16 protein-coding genes are annotated in these 16,400 nt (G+C 69.1%); 8 read left to right on the top strand and 8 right to left on the bottom strand.

From position 1 onward, the window contains the following. Nucleotides 1–175 precede the first annotated feature (175 nt). The 3 genes from metX to ACZ5ZX_RS22090 form a co-directional block, all read right to left on the bottom strand. Nucleotides 176–1,306, bottom strand: a complete 1,131-nt coding sequence (metX, locus tag ACZ5ZX_RS22100; RefSeq protein WP_465503856.1) for a homoserine O-acetyltransferase MetX — start codon at nucleotides 1,304–1,306, stop codon at nucleotides 176–178. Next, entirely contained in the window at nucleotides 1,303–2,604 is a 1,302-nt protein-coding gene (locus ACZ5ZX_RS22095) for a bifunctional o-acetylhomoserine/o-acetylserine sulfhydrylase (RefSeq protein WP_465503855.1), read from the bottom strand. Before ACZ5ZX_RS22095 ends, metX begins: the two co-directional genes overlap by 4 nt. Before the next feature lie 78 nt (nucleotides 2,605–2,682). Further along, a complete protein-coding gene (locus tag ACZ5ZX_RS22090) occupies nucleotides 2,683–3,081 on the bottom strand; it encodes a VOC family protein (RefSeq protein WP_465503854.1) in 399 nt (132 codons plus the stop codon). Between the two features lie 56 nt (nucleotides 3,082–3,137). Here ACZ5ZX_RS22090 and ACZ5ZX_RS22085 point away from each other — a divergent pair, with 56 nt between their 5' ends. The 3 genes from ACZ5ZX_RS22085 to ACZ5ZX_RS22075 are packed head-to-tail and all read left to right on the top strand — an operon-like array spanning nucleotide 3,138 to nucleotide 5,413. Then, on the top strand, nucleotides 3,138–3,497 hold the full coding sequence (locus tag ACZ5ZX_RS22085) for a PadR family transcriptional regulator (protein WP_465503853.1): 360 nt from the start codon (nucleotides 3,138–3,140) through the stop codon (nucleotides 3,495–3,497). Then, complete coding sequence (locus tag ACZ5ZX_RS22080) at nucleotides 3,494–3,823, top strand: VOC family protein (protein WP_465503852.1); 330 nt, start codon at nucleotides 3,494–3,496, stop codon at nucleotides 3,821–3,823. Before ACZ5ZX_RS22085 ends, ACZ5ZX_RS22080 begins: the two co-directional genes overlap by 4 nt. Before the next feature lie 36 nt (nucleotides 3,824–3,859). Further along, complete coding sequence (locus ACZ5ZX_RS22075; RefSeq protein ID WP_465503851.1) at nucleotides 3,860–5,413, top strand: PucR family transcriptional regulator; 1,554 nt, start codon at nucleotides 3,860–3,862, stop codon at nucleotides 5,411–5,413. A gap of 121 nt (nucleotides 5,414–5,534) precedes the next feature. Here ACZ5ZX_RS22075 and ACZ5ZX_RS22070 read toward each other — a convergent pair whose 3' ends face one another. From ACZ5ZX_RS22070 to ACZ5ZX_RS22060, 3 genes are all read right to left on the bottom strand, one after another. Beyond that, nucleotides 5,535–5,762, bottom strand: a complete 228-nt coding sequence (locus ACZ5ZX_RS22070) for a hypothetical protein (RefSeq protein ID WP_007033850.1) — start codon at nucleotides 5,760–5,762, stop codon at nucleotides 5,535–5,537. 117 nt (nucleotides 5,763–5,879) lie between these two features. Further along, entirely contained in the window at nucleotides 5,880–6,299 is a 420-nt protein-coding gene (locus tag ACZ5ZX_RS22065; RefSeq protein ID WP_465503850.1) for a pyridoxamine 5'-phosphate oxidase family protein, read from the bottom strand. Next, complete coding sequence (locus ACZ5ZX_RS22060; protein WP_465503849.1) at nucleotides 6,299–7,237, bottom strand: zinc-binding dehydrogenase; 939 nt, start codon at nucleotides 7,235–7,237, stop codon at nucleotides 6,299–6,301. Before ACZ5ZX_RS22060 ends, ACZ5ZX_RS22065 begins: the two co-directional genes overlap by 1 nt. A 161-nt stretch (nucleotides 7,238–7,398) precedes the next feature. Between ACZ5ZX_RS22060 and ald the strand changes: the two genes are divergently transcribed. The 4 genes from ald (at nucleotide 7,399) to ACZ5ZX_RS22040 (ending at nucleotide 15,120) form a co-directional block, all read left to right on the top strand. Next, nucleotides 7,399–8,514 carry an alanine dehydrogenase gene (ald, locus tag ACZ5ZX_RS22055; RefSeq protein ID WP_465503848.1) on the top strand — a complete coding sequence of 372 codons (1,116 nt, stop codon included), beginning with the start codon at nucleotides 7,399–7,401 and terminating at the stop codon, nucleotides 8,512–8,514. 674 nt (nucleotides 8,515–9,188) lie between these two features. After that, the gene (locus ACZ5ZX_RS22050; protein WP_465503847.1) at nucleotides 9,189–10,385 is read left to right on the top strand and encodes an ABC transporter ATP-binding protein; all 1,197 of its coding nucleotides are present in this window, start codon (nucleotides 9,189–9,191) and stop codon (nucleotides 10,383–10,385) included. Beyond that, complete coding sequence (locus tag ACZ5ZX_RS22045; protein ID WP_037306660.1) at nucleotides 10,385–11,269, top strand: ABC-2 transporter permease; 885 nt, start codon at nucleotides 10,385–10,387, stop codon at nucleotides 11,267–11,269. The genes ACZ5ZX_RS22050 and ACZ5ZX_RS22045 overlap by 1 nt, the downstream gene beginning before the upstream one ends. 125 nt (nucleotides 11,270–11,394) lie before the next feature. Then, nucleotides 11,395–15,120: an ABC transporter ATP-binding protein gene (locus ACZ5ZX_RS22040; protein ID WP_465503846.1), complete on the top strand. Its 3,726-nt coding sequence runs from the start codon at nucleotides 11,395–11,397 to the stop codon at nucleotides 15,118–15,120. A 43-nt stretch (nucleotides 15,121–15,163) separates the two neighbouring features. On the opposite strand, the gene ACZ5ZX_RS22035 is transcribed toward ACZ5ZX_RS22040, so the two are convergent. Continuing rightward, the gene (locus ACZ5ZX_RS22035; protein ID WP_465503845.1) at nucleotides 15,164–15,475 is read right to left on the bottom strand and encodes a hypothetical protein; all 312 of its coding nucleotides are present in this window, start codon (nucleotides 15,473–15,475) and stop codon (nucleotides 15,164–15,166) included. 75 nt (nucleotides 15,476–15,550) lie between these two features. On the opposite strand from ACZ5ZX_RS22035, the gene ACZ5ZX_RS22030 reads away from it, so the two are divergent. Next, entirely contained in the window at nucleotides 15,551–16,120 is a 570-nt protein-coding gene (locus ACZ5ZX_RS22030) for a DUF4291 domain-containing protein (RefSeq protein WP_465503844.1), read from the top strand. Here ACZ5ZX_RS22030 and ACZ5ZX_RS22025 read toward each other — a convergent pair. Next, a complete protein-coding gene (locus ACZ5ZX_RS22025) occupies nucleotides 16,117–16,383 on the bottom strand; it encodes a hypothetical protein (RefSeq protein ID WP_465503843.1) in 267 nt (88 codons plus the stop codon). The two genes, ACZ5ZX_RS22030 and ACZ5ZX_RS22025, sit on opposite strands and share 4 nt — an antisense overlap. Between the last annotated feature and the right edge of the window lie 17 nt (nucleotides 16,384–16,400).

Below are 16,400 nucleotides of genomic sequence, written 5' to 3'. Positions count from 1 at the left end.
CGTGAGTGGCAAATAGGGTTAGAACCCTCATTGCCACTCACGACCCCCGTCCACAACCGCACAAACCACCTAAGTCGGACAGTATTCTTCGGGAAGGTGCCCCTTGCGCACGCTGGGGCCCGGCTTCCGTCAGTCAGTCCGGTCCCGCGCCGGGCACGCCATGTTCGACTTCGCTCTAACTGCCACCACTCACGAGACCCTTCACCAAACGCGCGATCTGCTCGGTCTCGATCAGGAACGAATCGTGCCCATAGGGCGAGCCGATGACGGCGAACTCGGCGCCCGCGACGCCGTCCGCGATCGCCTGTGACTGGTGGAGCGGGTAGAGCCGATCGCTGTCGACCCCGGCGGCCACCGTGCGCGCGGTGATCCGGCGCAGCGCGTTCGTGACGCCACCGCGCCCGCGGCCGACGTCGTGGGTGTTCATCGATTCGGTGAGCACCACGTAGCTGCCGGCGTCGAATCGGCGCGACAGCTTCCCGGCGTGATGGTCCAAATAGGACTCGACGGCGAACCGGCCGCCACGCAACGGATCCTCGCCGTCCTGAGGACGGCGGCCGAACCGTTGCGAAAGCTCGGCTTCGCTGCGATAGGTGATGTGCGCGATCCGGCGCGCGATACCGAGGCCTGCCTCCGGTCCGCCGCCGGGAAGGTCGTGGTAATCACCACCGTGCCAGCCAGGATCGGCCCGGATGGCGTGCAGTTGCGGCGCGGCCCAGGCGATCTGGTCGGCCGACGCCTGCGCCGTCGACGCGAGGACGAGCAGGGACGCGACCCGCTCCGGTTCACCCACCGCCCATTCCAGCGCGCGCATTCCGCCCATGGAACCGCCGAGCACGGCGGCCCATCGGCCGATGCCCAGTGTGTCGGCGAGGACGACCTCGGCGGCCACCTGATCCCGTACGGTCACGGCGGGAAACCTGCTGCCCCAGGCTTTTCCGTCCGGATGCCGCGACGACGGCCCGGTCGAACCCTGGCAGCCGCCGAGCACGTTCGGGACCACGACGAAGAATTCATCCGTGTCGATCGCCTTACCCGGACCGATCAGGCCGTCCCACCAGCCAGGGCTGACGTGGCCTTCCTCCGCGGGACCGACGGCGTGACTGTCGCCGGTCAGCGCGTGCTCGACGAGAATCGCGTTGGAGGCACTGGAATTCAGTGTTCCCCAAGTCTCGTAGGCGAGGGTGAAACGCAGTTCCGGTCCGGTTTCGAGCACCTGGACGCCGGCGACGAACCGGCGCCGTCCAGGCGGATCTCCCTCCCGCCACGCACCGGTGCCGGGAGGGAGATCGGGAGCCTGCGTCACAAAGCCGCCTTGGCCGCCCGGAATCCAGCCTCGAGGTCGGCCTTGAGGTCCTCGATCCCTTCCAGTCCGACGGCGAGCCGGACGAGCCCCGGCGTGACACCGCTCGCCCGCTGCTCCTCCGGGGCGAGCTGGCTGTGCGTCGTCGAGGCGGGGTGCACGATCAGGCTGCGCACGTCACCGATGTTGACCAGCTGGCTGTGCAGTTCCGTACCGTCCACAAAGGCCCGGCCGGCTTCGACACCGCCACGCAGGTCGAAGGACAGGACGGCGCCCGCGCCCTTCGGCAGGTACTTCTTCGCCGCCTCGTGATACGGGCTCGACGGAAGCCCGGCGTAGTACACCTTCTCGACCTCGTCGCGTTGCTCCAGCCATTCGGCCAGCGCCTGCGCGTTGGACACGTGCCGCTCCAGCCGCAGCGACAAGGTCTCGATCCCTTGCAGGATGAGGAAACTGTTCAGCGGCGCGATCGCGGCACCGGTGTCACGCAGGATCTGCACCCTGGCCTTGGCCGCGTACGCTCCGGGGCCGAGCGCCTCCCAGTACTTGAGGCCGTGATAGCTCGGATCGGCCTCGTTGAACCCGGGGAAGCGCGCGGGATCCTTGCCGAAGTCGAAGGTTCCGCCGTCGACGAGTACGCCCGCGACCGTAGTGCCGTGGCCGCCGAGGTACTTGGTGGCCGAGTGGACCACGACATCGGCGCCGTGCTCGATCGGGCGGACGAGGTACGGCGTCGGCACGGTGTTGTCCACCACCAGCGGGACACCCGCTTCGTGCGCGGCGTCGGCGACCGCGCGGATGTCGAGCACGTTGCTGCCCGGGTTGGCCAGCGTCTCGGCGAAGAACAGCTTGGTGTTGGGCCGGACAGCGGCTTTCCACTGCTCGATGTCGTCCTGGTCCTCGACGAACGAGACCTCGATGCCGAGTTTCGGCAGCGTGTAGTGGAAAAGGTTGTAGGTACCGCCGTAGAGCGAGGGGCTGGAGACGAAATGGTCACCCGCGTTCGCGAGGTTGAGGATGGCCGCCGTCGTCGCCGCGGATCCGGAGGCGAACGCCAGCGCCGCGACACCGCCTTCGAGCGCGGCGAGGCGCTGTTCCAGGACGTCCTGCGTCGGGTTGTTGATCCGGGTGTAGATGTTGCCCGGCTCGGCGAGGCTGAACAGATCGGCGCCGTGCTGGGTATCGCGGAACACGTACGAGGTGGTCTGGTAGATCGGGGTCGCCCGCGCACCGGTGGCGGTGTCCGGCGCGGCGCCGGCGTGGATCTGCTTGGTCTCGAACGACCATCCGTCCGCGCTCATCGCGATTCTCCTAGCGGTTCAAGGGTTTCGGCTGTTGTGACCGAAGCTAGCTCCGCCGGACGGAGCACCCAACCACTCTCAGGAGGTGGGAATCTTCTCCTGCAGGGCGAACCGGTTGCCCTCGGAGTCGACGAACATCGCCCACCAGCCCCACGGCTGTTTCTCCGGACGAGCCGGGAACTCCACCCCCTTCGCCGAAAGCTCCTCGTACGTCTTTTCGATGTCGTCGGCGTAGAAGAAGAAATTGGCCGTCGGCAATTCGTCTCGCACTTCGAACCGCTTCAGGTCCTCCGGGGCGGTGCTCAGGATGAGCGTCGTCGCACCATCGGCGGAACCGACCTCGACCCAGCGGTTCCCCTTGTCGTCGTAGGGCACGTCGGTGGTGATCTCGAATCCGACGACCTCGGACCAGAACCTCTTCGCCCGCTCCTGGTCGGTCACCCCGACGACGATCTTGTGCACGCCCTGAATCGCCACAGCCGACTCCTTGTATCCATCATGGATATAACGAGACCGGAGTGTATGCTCCTCGGATGGCCGACGGCAACCCGCAGCTCACCCCCGCGGCGTTCCAGACCCTGCTGGCGCTCGCGAACGGCAAAGGCGGCCGCGCGCACGGGTACGCGATCATGGGTTTCGTCGACGAAGTGAGCGGCGGGGCCGCCCAGCTCGGACCGGGGACGCTGTACCGGACGCTGGCCCGGCTCGTCGCCGACGGCCTGGTCGAGGAGGCTCCCGACGCGAGCGAAGACCAGCCCCACGACTCACGCCGCCGCTACTACCGGCTGACCGGCGCCGGTCGCGACGTCGCCACCCGCGAGGCGGAGCTACTGAGCAGGTTCGTCGCCGTGGCCGGCCGGGCCGGCCTGCTGAAGCGGGCGGAGTCGGCGTGAACCGGCCACTCGGCTTGGTGCCGCATCTGTTCGTCAAGGACGTGGACGCGTCACTTTCCTTCTACGGCAAGGCCTTCGGCGCGGTCGAGCTGTTCCGCAACGTACTGCCGGACGGCGTTGTGCTGTTCGTGGAACTCGCCGTCGGAGACGCGCGGCTGCTGGTGAGCCAGGAGATCCCGCGGCTGGAGGCACCGGTCGAGGAGATGTTCTTCGGCGAGCGCTACGGCCGGATCGTCGATCCCGACGGGCACCGGTGGGCGCTGACGACCAAACGGGAGCAGTACACCCCCGAGGACATCGACGCGAGGACCCCGCGCGAGGTCTGACGTGTGCGGTGGTCCCGACTGCTGGACAATCGCCGCATGGTTTCCGTGCGCAGCGTTGTCGACCGGGTGGGGCCGACGCTGTTGCACGCCCTCCAGGTCCCCGAGGAGTCCCCGGCGGTCGGCGACGTCGTCATCGCCGAACCCGGCAACACCCTCGCCGCGGGCGACCTCGTCCTCGGCGTCGCGATCACCGAGACGTCGGACGCCGCCGAACTCGTCAAGCTCAGCGCGTCGAAAGGGGCCGCCGCGGTCCTGCTGAAGCCTCCGCTCGCGGCGAAACCGTCGGTCAAGCGGGCGGCGAAGTCGGCGGACATCGCGTTGATCGAAGTGCGCTCGGCGACGTCATGGGCCCAGCTGGTCTGGCTGCTCAGGACCGTCCTCGACGCGCTCGCCGACGAGTCCGACGCGCTGGAGGACGGCGGCGGGCCCGGTTCCGGCGACCTCTTCCGGCTCGCCGACGCGGTCGCTTCCGTCGTCGACGCGCCCGTCACCATCGAGGACACCAACTCGCGGGTGCTCGCCTACTCGGCCCGGCAGGACCTGACCGACTCCGCGCGCGTCTCCACGATCATGGGCCGCCGCATCCCCGACGACGTGCTCGCGCGGTTCCGCTCGCGAGGGGTGTTCCGGGAGCTTTCCCGTGGACGGCAAACGATCTTCGTGCCCGCGCAGCGCGACGGCACGCTGCCGCGGCTCATCGTGCCGATCCGGATGGGCGGGGAACTGCTGGGGTCGATGTGGGCGGTCGTCGCGGGTCCGGTCTCCGACGAACGCGCCGCCGCTTTCGCCGACGCGGCGCCCGTCGTCGCGCTGCACCTGCTGCGCCGTCGCGCGCACACCGATTCGCAACGGCGGGTGTCGGCCGAACTCCTGCGTGCCGTACTCGAAGGGAAGGCCAGCCCGCGCAAGGCGATCGCCGAACTCGACTTGTCCGAGGAGCCGCACCGCGTCGTCGTCATCGAGGTCTCCGGCGGCGACGGTCGCGACGACGAGGGGCTGCGGCTCGCCCTCCTCGAACGGATCTCCCAGGGCGTCGGCAGACGACCGGTGGCCACCGAACTCGGCGGCGTGCTCTACGCCGTCGTCCCGGACGGCGACGGCTGGGACGAACTCCGGGCCGCGCTCGAAGCCCTCCCGGGGTCGCGCCGCGGCGGCACCCCTCGGGCGGCCGCCGGTTCGGCCTGCGAGATCGGGGAACTCGCGACCTCTCGCGCACAGGCCGACGAAGCGTTGGGCCTGCTACGCGCCAAGCTCGTCCCCGGCCGCGTCGTGGTCTTCGAGGAGGCGTGGACAGCCCTTTCGCTGCATCGCGGAGCGACGGCGGCGAGTACGGCGAAGGTGGCGGAACTCGGCCCGCTCGGCCTGTTGCGCGCGCACGACGAAGCCCACGAGAGCGGCTACGTCGACACGCTCTACCAGTGGCTCCGGTACCCCGGCGATCCCCGCGCGGCCGCGAAGGAACTCCGGATCCATCCCAACACCCTCCGGTACCGCATGCGGCGGCTGCTCGACCTCGTCCCGCTGGACCTCGACGATCCCGATGTCCGGCTGGCGTTGCTCACGCAACTCGTTTCGCTCCGGTGGAGCTGATTCAACTACAAACCACTCGATATCGAACACTTTGTAGTGCGACAAAATTGTGCGCCGACGTCATGAAAGGGTCTTTCAGGACGTAAAACGTCTCGAAAGACCCTTTCATGACATCCGGTGGCTAGTGGGCGCTGGCGCGATATCCATCCTCAATGGTCTGACGTACCGCGGCGAGCAGATCCGCACCCGGATAAAGCGGCAAAAGCACACCGGGGCCGCCGTCAACCCGCAGCGCGGCTTCGTAGCCATGCCCGGGAGTTTCGACCAGACCCACGATGACATCCGCCGGATTGCCTTCGGTGTCGACGGTGCGGACGCGCCGCTCCCGCCGCCAGTCCTGATTTGTCATGCGCAACAGAATGGCAGCTTACCGGCCAGTAAGATCAACATCTTGACTCGATCGTGCTGCATTTACCGATCCGCAGGTTGCACGACCGCGCTCACCCCCAGCGAACGCGGCCGTGCGTCAAACCCGATAACCGAGGTCGTCCGCGACGAATCGCTTCGGCACCATCCGGATCCAGACGGTCCCTTTCACCTCGGGATCATCGTGCAGGTACGAACGAAATCGCGCATCCCATTTGTGCTCGTCCGGCCCGAGATACCGGCTCAGCAGCCGCCGTCCACGAGGGACGTCGAACGGCAGCACCTCCGCATCGCCTCGCGCGAGCACCTGCTTGACCACGCCGGAACCGACGTCGCAGACATCGACCGTCAGCGCGATCGCCGGTGACTCGCGGACGAGACCGGCCAGGCGCGCCCACGGTCCGGTGAGGATCCAGAAGGCACGGTTCTCCCACAGATACCAGGTCGGGCGCACGGTCGGCCCGGCTGTGGCGACCCTCGCCGTGAGCGGACCGGCGAGGAATTCGTCGACGTCGAACATCAGACCTCGAGCAGCGTCTTGCCGACCGTGCCCCGCGACTGCATCACCGCGTGCGCGTCCGCCGCCCGTTCGAGCGGGAACCGTTGACCGATCACGGGTTCCAACCGCCCCGCCGCGGCTTCGGCGAGGGCGGACTCGGTGAACGCCCGCATTTCCGCGGGCCCGCCGAACTGCCGGACCAGCGTGACCCCGCGTGCGACGGCGTCCTCTTCGGACACCTCGGCCCAGACGCCGCTCGACAAGCCGTAGAGCAGCATCCGGCCACCGGGCCTCAGCAACCCGAACGACGTCGTCCCGATCTCGCCGCCGACCCCGTCGAACACGACGTCGACCTCGCCGGCCTTCGCCGCCCAGTCCGGTTCGCGGTAGTCGACCGCCAGATCGGCTCCGCGTGTCCGGACGTGCTCGGTCTTCGCGGGACCGCCTGCCGCGCCGACGACCTCCGCGCCCGCCGCCTTGGCGAGCTGGACCACCAGTCCGCCGACGCCCCCGGCCGCGGCCTCGACCAGTACGCGCTCCCCTGGCTGGATCTTCGCGGCGGTCACGAGCGCCGTCGCCGTCCGGCCGTCGGCAAGGATCGCCACCGCCGCGTCGAGGGCCAGGCCGTCCGGGACCTCGAAGACGGCATCGGCGGCGACTGCGACGCGCTGCGCGTACGCCCCGGAGCCTCCTGTCGAGGTCACGACGCGTTTCCCGGCCAGACCGGGATCGACCCCTTCGCCGACCTTGCTGATCACACCGCCGACACCGTTGCCCGGGATCATCGGCAGCTCCACGCGGAACGGCCCGCCGCCGGCACGGACCTGTGTCTCGACGAACGTGATGTTGGCGTACGCCACCTCGATCAGCACCTGGCCCGCTGCCGGGACCGGATCGGGGGCATCGCCCGCGACGAGCACTTCGGGCCCGCCGAACTCTTTCAACCACACGGCTCTCATGTGACACAAGGTGCAAGCTCAAGTTCGGTAGAGGTCAAGCGGCTGTGCGGAGAGAACCATGATCGGCTCACGAGATTGTCGCGCGCGCACGATGACACCGCCGTCCGGGTGCATCACCGTGAGTGGCAGCACCTTCTAGTAAACCGCCGCAGGAGGCCACAGTGCGTATCGCCGTCCCCCGTGAAATCAAGAGGCACGAATACCGGGTGGCGCTCACCCCGGCGGGCGTGCACGAACTGACCGGGCGCGGCCACGACGTCTTCGTCGAGACCGGTGCCGGCCTCGGCTCGTCGATCACCGACGAGGAGTACGTCGCCGCGGGCGCGAAGGTCCTCGCGACGGCGGAGGAGACCTGGTCCGAGGGCGAACTCGTGCTCAAGGTCAAGGAGCCGATCGCCGAGGAGTACCCGCGGCTGCGGCGCGACCAGGTGCTGTTCACCTACCTGCACATCGCCGCCGACCGGCCGCTGACCGACGCGCTGCTGGCCGCGGGCACCACCGCGATCGCGTACGAGACGGTGCAGACCCCGAACCGCGCGCTGCCGCTGCTCGCGCCGATGTCGGAGGTCGCCGGGCGGCTGGCGCCGCAGGTGGGCGCGTTCTCCCTGATGAAGCCCAGCGGTGGCCGCGGCGTGCTGCCCGGCGGGATCCCCGGCGTGCACCCCGCGCGCGTGGTCGTGATCGGAGGCGGTGTCGCCGGTCTCAACGCGGCACGGGTCGCGCTCGGCCTCGGCTCCGACGTCGAAATCCTCGACACGAACGTCGACCGGCTCCGCCAGATCGACAACGACTTCGGCGGCCGCATCCGCACGGTGACCTCGAACGCGCTGTCGGTCGAGCAGGCCGTGCTGGAGGCCGACATGGTCATCGGCGCGGTGCTCGTGCCCGGCGCGAAGGCGCCGAAGCTGGTCTCGAACGACCTCGTTTCGCGGATGCGCCCGGGCAGTGTGCTGGTGGACATCGCGATCGACCAGGGCGGTTGCTTCGCCGACTCGCGGCCGACCACGCACGACGAGCCGACCTACAAGGTCCACGAGTCGGTGTTCTACTGCGTCGCGAACATGCCGGGCGCGGTCCCGCGTACGTCGACCTACGGGCTGACCAACGTGACGCTGCCGTACGCCGTCCAGCTGGCGGACCACGGCTGGCAGAAGGCGCTGCAGGCCGACGCTTCGCTGGCGAAGGGCCTCAACACCCACGATGGCGCCCTGACGAACGCGCCGGTCGCTGCCGCGCACGGCCTGCCCGCCACCGATCTGGCCACCGTCCTGGCCTGACCCTCAAGCCACACTCCGACGCGAGGGACCTTTGCCACCCCAGTGCGAAGGTCCCTCGCTCCTCTGCGCGTGAAGGCCCCCTTCCCTCGGCTGAGCCGAGGGAAGGGGGCCTTCACGCGCAAAGCCGCCCCACTACCCACTCCCGGCCAGGGCGCCCCGCGCCCGAGGCCGCCCCACTCGCTCACCAGGCCAGGGCGCTCCGCGCCCGAGGCCGACCCACTCGAGACCGCAGCCGAACGCACCGTGGGGGCTCCGGGGGCTCGGCCCCCGGGGGATACGACGAAGCCCCACCTCAGGGAAGACGCGCCAGCGTCGACCAAGGTGGGGCAAAGGGGCTGAGGGCGGCCCGCTCAACCAGCCTGGGGGTCACTGGGAGCGGGCCGCCTCCTACATCGTAGGTAATAAGTCGCCGTCGCGCTGCATGAGGTTGCCATGTCGTTCGGATTATTTCTTCACAGACCATCGCCCCGGCCGGTGAAGATTTTTGCTCCGCGCCGCAAAACCGGTAGTCAGCGACCATTCGGCCCAGTGTCGGCTGCGCTGAGGGACGGAGCCGTCACCCCATCGAACGTGACGAAGGTCGCTTTCGGCGGATTGACCCCTTCCTCGGGTGCGGACTCACCGGGTGAGGCAGGATGTCGCGTGATCGGCCTTCGTCAACAAAAGGGGACGGTATGCACGACGGCAGTGGCCGCATCGCGGTGCAGAACCTGAGCAAGCAGTTCGGTGCGGTCAACGCGGTCCAGAATCTGAGCTTCACGGTGGAGCCGGGTTCGGTGACCGGTTTTCTGGGGCCCAACGGGGCTGGGAAGACCACGACGCTCCGGATGCTGCTCGGGCTGGTGACGCCCACGAACGGCACGGCGACCATCAACGGGCGCCCGCACGACCAGCTGGGGAATCCGGCCAGGGTCGTCGGCTCGGTGCTGGAGAACGAGGGCTTCCACCCGGGACGTACGGCGCGGAATCACCTGCGCGTGTACTCGGCGGCGATCGGGATGCCGGATCAGCGGGTGGACGAGGTTCTGGGCCTGGTCGGCCTGTCGTCCGCGGCGGACCGCAAGGCCGGCGGGTTCTCGCTCGGTATGCGGCAGCGGCTGGCGCTGGCGACGGCGTTGCTGGGGAATCCGCAGGTGCTGGTGTTGGACGAGCCCACGAACGGTCTCGACCCCGAAGGCATCCTGTGGCTTCGGAACTTCCTGCGCGCCTACGCGCGTGAAGGACGCACGGTGCTGGTCTCGAGCCACCTGCTGAACGAGGTGGAGCAGACGATCGACCAGGTCGTGATCATCAGCCAGGGCATGACGCGCTACAACGGCTCGCTGGACCAGTTGCGCAAGAGCAACCAGTCGCGCGTGCTGGTGCAGTCCGCGGACGCGAACGGCCTGGTCGCGGCGATGCAGGAAGCGGGCATCACGCAGGTTTCGCCGATGCCGGACGGCCGGGTCGCGGTCTCCGGTGCGACGGTGCAGCAGATCGGTGACATCTCCGCCAAGGCGAGCATCGCCGTCTACGGCATGCAGGAGGAGACCGCGGATCTGGAGCGGATGTTCTTCCAGCTGACCCAAGGGCAGTACGCCGCGCCTCAGCCCGGCATGCAGGGCCCGCCGCCGGGCTACCAGGGTCCGCCCCCGGGTTACCAGGGCCCGCCGCCCGGTTACCAGGGTCCGCCGCCGGGTTATGCCCCGCAGAACACCCCGCCGCCCGGGTTCGCGCCGCCGAACACGCCGCCGCCCGGGTTCGCTCCGCCGCAGCAACAACAGCAGCAACAGTTCCAGCAGGGCCAGCAGCCCCAGCAACAGCAGTACCAGCAGGCGCCGCCTCAGCAGGCGCAGCAGGGCCAGAACGAGGGCTGGGGAGGCCAGGGCTGATGGGCAACCTGATCAAGGCGGAGTTCCGCAAGACGCTCACGCTCAAGGCGTGGTGGGCGCTGATGATCCCCGCGGTGGTCTTCGCGTTCGCGTTCGCCCTGTTCTGGGGCATGGTCACCAACGACTTCAGTGACTTCCTCGGGCGCTCCGACACCCGTGAGCTGACCGAGGCGCTCGGCATCTCGACCGGCGAGCTGCCCGTGGGCCTGCTCGCGCTCGGGCACGGCATCAACATCGGCACGATGATCCCGATCATCTTCGGTGTCTTCGCGCTCGCCGGTGAGTACACGAAGAAGACGATCACCACGACGTTCCTCACCGCCCCGAACCGGGTTTCGGCGCTGAGCGCGAAGATGATCACCTACGTCGCGTGGGGCGCGATCTACGGTGTGATCATCGTGGCCGCGGCGAGCCTCGGCACCGTGATCACGGTCGACAGCGAACGCCTGCCGACGGCGGGTCAGTGGCTGGGCGTGCTCGGCGCCGGTGTCCTCGCGACGATCCTCGCGACCCTGTTCGGTATCGGGGTCGGCGCGGTGTGGCGCAGTGTCATCGGCAGCATCATCACGCTGACGATCTGGATGCTCGTCGTCGAGAACGTCCTGGTGTTCGTCTCGTTCGGCGCGTGGGACATCACGTGGCTCGGCGGGGTCCTGCCGAACGGCACGGTCAACGGCATCGTGGGCGCCATCGGCGCGGAAGCGTTCGGTGCCGCCGGGGTGAAGGTGCCGGGTCTGCAGGACGAGACGGCGTGGGCGCTGCAGTACGCGGCCGGTGCCCCCGGCGCGTTCTCGTGGTGGGCTTCCGCGCTCATCTTCTTCGGCTGGACGATGATCTTCTTCCTCGCGGGCTGGGCCGTGAACCAGAAGAAGGACATCACGTAAGTCGCAGCCCACACGCGCCATGAAAGGTCCTTTCCTTGCAAATTTTGCAAGGAAAGGACCTTTCATGGCGTTCGGCCCTGCGCGAACCGGCCGAGCTTGTCGGTACCGGCGCCTAGGCTGGCGGGGTGACTACTGCTCCACCTCGCCCGCGTCAAGCCAGCCCGGCTCGTGAGACGGCCCCGGTGCCCACCGGAGGCTGGATCCGGCGGCTGGCCGCTTCGTGCTGGAAACACCCCTGGCTGGTCGTTCTGTCGTTGGGCGCGGCGATCATCGGCGTCGGCCTCCAGGCCGCCGGTCCCCTGCTGATCCGCGAAGCGCTCGACGACGCCGTCGCGGGCGAAACCTCCCGCCTCGGTCTGCTCGCCGCCGTGATGGCGGTGGTGCAGGTGCTGACCTTCGGCAACGCCTTCGCCCGCCGGTACGTCGGCGGACGGCTGGCCCTCGACGTGCAGCACGATCTGCGCCGCCAGGTGTTCAACGCGGTCTCCCGGCTCGACGGCGGCAAACAGGACGCGCTGCGCACCGGTCAAGTCGCCTCGCGCGCGATCTCGGATCTGCAGCTGGTCACCTCGGTCCTGATGCAGGTGCCGCTCTCGGCGGGGTCGGTGATCTTCGCGCTGCTGTCGCTGGGCGCGATGCTGTGGATGTCCCCGACGCTGACCCTGATCGCGATGGTGGTCGCCCCGGCGATCGCGATCATCATGGCGGTGAGCCGGAAGCGGCTGTTCCCCGCGACGTGGGCGGCGCAGCAACGCGCGGCCGATGTCGCTCAGCAGGTCGAGGAGACCGTCACCGGCGTACGCGTCGTGAAGGGCTTCGGCCAGGAGGCACGCGAAGTCGCGAAGCTGGAAAACACGGCGAAGAAGCTCTTCGCCGAACGCATGCGCGCCGCACGGCTGTCCTCCCTGCCGACGGCCACGACGGCCGCGCTGCCCGCCGCCGGTCAGGTTGCGGTGCTGGCGGTCGGTGGCGTACTCGCACTGAAGGGCGAGGTCAGCCTCGGCACCTTCCTGGCTTTCGCGACCTACCTGTCCATCCTGATCGGCCCGGCCAGGATGATCTCCAGCCTCGTCGTCCAGGCCCAGTTGACCAGGGCCGGAGCGGAACGGGTCAACGAACTGATCGACGCGCAGCCGGACGTCGTCGACAGCCCCGACGCGCGGCCACTGCCCGAGGGCCCGCTCGGCGTCCGGCTGGAGGATGTCTCCTTCGGTTACACGCGGTCGGATCCCGTGCTCGACGGCCTCACGCTGGAGGCCCGGCCGGGTGAAACGCTCGCCCTGGTCGGCACGGCGGGTTCGGGGAAGTCGACGATTTCGCTGCTGCTGCCCCGGTTCTACGACGTGCACAGCGGTTCGGTCCAGGTCGGCGACCTCGACGTCCGCGACGTTCGCCAACACGACCTGCGCAGCGCCATCGGCGTGGTCTTCGAGGAGGCGTTCCTGTTCTCCTCCTCGGTGCGCGACAACATCGCCTACGGCAGGCCGGACGCGAGCGACGAAGAGATCAGGGCGGCCGCGCGGGCGGCGGAAGCGGACGAGTTCATCCAGCGGCTCCCCGACGGTTACGACACCCTCGTCGGCGAGCGCGGCCTCACCTTGTCCGGCGGCCAGCGGCAACGGCTCGGCCTGGCCAGGGCGTTGATGACCGATCCGCGCGTGCTGGTCCTCGACGACGCGACCTCGGCCATCGACACGGTCACCGAAGCGGCGATCTACGACACGCTGCGTTCGGTCACCGCGAGCCGGACGACCCTGCTGATCGCGCACCGCCGCTCCACCCTCGCCCTCGCCGACCGGATCGCCGTCCTGGACAAGGGCCGCGTCGTCGACGTCGGCACCGAAGAGGAACTGCTGGCGCGGTGCCCGCTGTTCCGCGAACTCGTCGCGGGTCCGGGCGACGACGTCGAGGAACCGCATCGCTGTGAAGGCCTCGACTGCGGCCCCGCGGGGATCACCCCCGCCCTGTGGCCACGGCAGGAAGACGCCGACGAGCTGGCGGGCGAGCGGCGGAAGGGCACCGGCGGCGAATGGGAGGTCGACCTCCCACCGAGCGGCGAACTCCTCGAAGGCGTCCGGAAACTGCCGCCCGCCACGGACACCCCGCGGTTGCCGGGCACCGACGTCACCGCGCCCGAACCGAGGTTCCGCCTCGGCCGTCTGCTGAAACCGGTGCGGGGCCCGCTCGCCGTGGTGATCGGGCTGGTCGCCGCCGACGCGCTGGCCACCATCGCGATGCCCGCGCTGTACCAGCACGGCATCGACAACGGCGTGCGCGCCGGGGCGGAGACGGTGATCTGGCTGGCCGCCGGGATCGGCGCGCTGGTGATCCTCGCGGACTGGCTGGTGGTCTACCTCCAGACCAAGATGACAGCGCGGGTCGGCGAGACAGTGCTGTATTCGCTGCGCGTGCGCAGTTACGCGCATCTGCAGCGGCTGGGGCTCGACTTCTACGAACGCGAACTGTCCGGGAAGATCATGACCCGGATGACGACCGACGTCGACGCGCTCTCGACGTTCTTGCAGACCGGCGTCGCACAGGCCGTGGTCAGCGCGCTGACGCTGGTCGGTATCGCGGCGGCGCTGATGATCACCGACATCGGGCTGGCCGCGTACGCGCTCGCGGTGCTCCCCATCCTCATCGTGGCGACGGTGATCTTCCGCCGCGCCTCCTCGAAGGCGTACACCGAAGCGCGGGAACGCGTCAGCGTGGTCAACGCGGACATGCAGGAGAACGTGAGCGGGCTGCGGGTCGCGCAGGCGTACACGCGCGAAGAGCGGACGGCGGAGAAGTTCGCTTCCCGCAGCGACGAATACCGGCGTTCGCGGCTACGCGCGCAGCGCTATGTCGCGACGTACTTCCCTTTCGCGGCAATGCTTTCCGGACTCGCCGAGGTCGTCGTGCTGATCGTCGGCGCGAACCGGGTCGCGACGGGCACCCTGTCGGCCGGTGTGCTGGTGGCTTTCCTGTTGTACCTGGGCCAGTTCTTCTCCCCGATCCAGCAGCTGTCGTCGGTCTTCGACGGCTATCAGCAGGCGAGGGTCGGCCTGTCCCGCATCGGTGATCTGTTGCGTACGCCGACTTCCGTTCCCGAAGCGGAGAACCCGGTCGCGGTCCCGGAGCGGCTGCGGGGCGAGGTCTCCTTCAAGGACGTCGATTTCGCTTACTCCGCGTCGGACGAGCCCGCACTGACGGGACTTTCGCTGGAGGTTTCGGCTGGCGAGACCGTCGCCTTGGTCGGGGCGACGGGCGCCGGGAAGTCGACGGCGGTGAAGCTCGTCGCCCGGTTCTACGACGCGACAGGCGGCGTGGTCCGGATCGACGGAACCGACATCCGCGAATACGACCTGACCGCGCTGCGGGCGCGGATGGGCGTGGTGCCGCAGGAAGCGCATCTGTTCTCGGGAACCGTCGCGGACAACGTGCGCTACGGCAAGCCTTCCGCGACGGACGCGGAGGTCGAGGAAGCGGTCCGGTCCGTCGGCGCACTGGACGGGGTCGCCGCCCTCCCCGCCGGTTTCCACCAGCCCGTCGGTGAACGCGGACGGTCGCTTTCGGCCGGGCAGCGGCAGCTCGTCGCTCTCGCCCGCGCCGAACTCGTCGACCCGGACGTCCTCCTGCTCGACGAGGCGACCGCGGCCCTCGACCCGTCCACCGAAGCCGCCGTCCTGCGCGCGACGGAACAACTCGCGCGCCGCCGCACGACGTTCGTCGTCGCGCACCGCCTCGCCACCGCCGCCAAGGCCGATCGGATCGTGGTGCTGGACCACGGCCGGATCGTCGAACAGGGCACGCACACCGAACTGGTGGCGGCCCGTGGGCACTACGCGCGCCTGTGGTCCCTGGGCTGACGACGATGCCCCGCATTCAGTCCTCTGAACGCGGGGCATCGCCTCACACGGTCGCGAGGTCGAGCTGGAACTGGGGTCCGGGAGCCGCCGGTTCCCAGCCGCGTTCCAGCGCCAGCCGGATCGCCAGCGCGACGTCCGAAGGCAGTACCGCCTTCGACGGCACTCCCATGTAGTTCAACGGATGCGCGTGGTCCGTCTGGACCACCAGCACCGCACCCCGGGCGTCTTCGAGTTCCACCGCGTACGAAAGAAAACAACCTTCGTCCTGTGCGTGGGTCGGTTTCCGCCGGATGTTCCACCGATAACCGGTCTCGTCGACCACGATCCGTCGCGAACCCTTGCGCAGCAATGCCATGGGCTCAGCATGCCCCGGCGGGCAAGGGAATTTCGGTCGCGCGCGAACCCTCACGCGTGTCACGCTGCTGGGGAAATGAACGAAGAAATCCCGGCGCGGCAGATCCGCGCCGCTTACACCGAAACCACGATCCGCGTCTATCAGGCGTACTCGCCGGCCATCGCCGACGCGGCGCTGAAGGCTGGCACGTTCGCGCCGCCGTTCAAACGCGAACGGATGACCTGGATCAAGCCGTCCTTCCTGTGGATGGCGTACCGCTGCGGCTGGGCGGCCAAGCCCGGCCAAGAACGCGTACTCGCCCTCGACATCACTCGCGAGGGCTTCGCCTGGGCACTCGACCACGCGGCGCTCAGTCACTACGACCCCGACGTCCATCCCGACCGGGAGACGTGGCGCCGCCAGGTCAAGGCCAGCCCGGTCCGCGTCCAATGGGACCCGGAACGCGGCATCCGGCTCGGTCCACTGAAGCACCGCTCGCTCCAGATGGGGCTGAGCGGCGAGGCCGTCGATCGCTATGTCGACAAATGGATCACCGCGGTCACCGACATCACCCCGACCATGCGCGACATCGGCGCGCTCGTCGCCGCGAACCGCATCGACGAGGCCGAAGCGCTGCTACCCGCGGAGCGTCCGTACACCGCTTAAGACCGCCAGGCGAGGCCGCTCATCCCGGCCGCTTCCAGGTCCCGCTCCGACGCCCACCGGAAGGTCCCCGGCCGGACGTGCACCCCGGCCGTCACGGCCCAGTCCGGTTCGTCGGGCTCGACGTGCTCCATCTCCTCGAAGTCGGAGAGCGTCGGCCACACCGCGCAGCACGAGTCGCACATCAGCACGACCTTGCCGGATTCGGTGACCAACGGGCGCACTCGCCCCTCGTCCCAGAACGACGGACACTCGTCCAGCCACATCGTCTGCCACCACCTCG

The organism is Amycolatopsis sp. NPDC033938, assembly GCF_055575975.1.
This window is presented reverse-complemented; position numbering and strand designations above follow the sequence as displayed.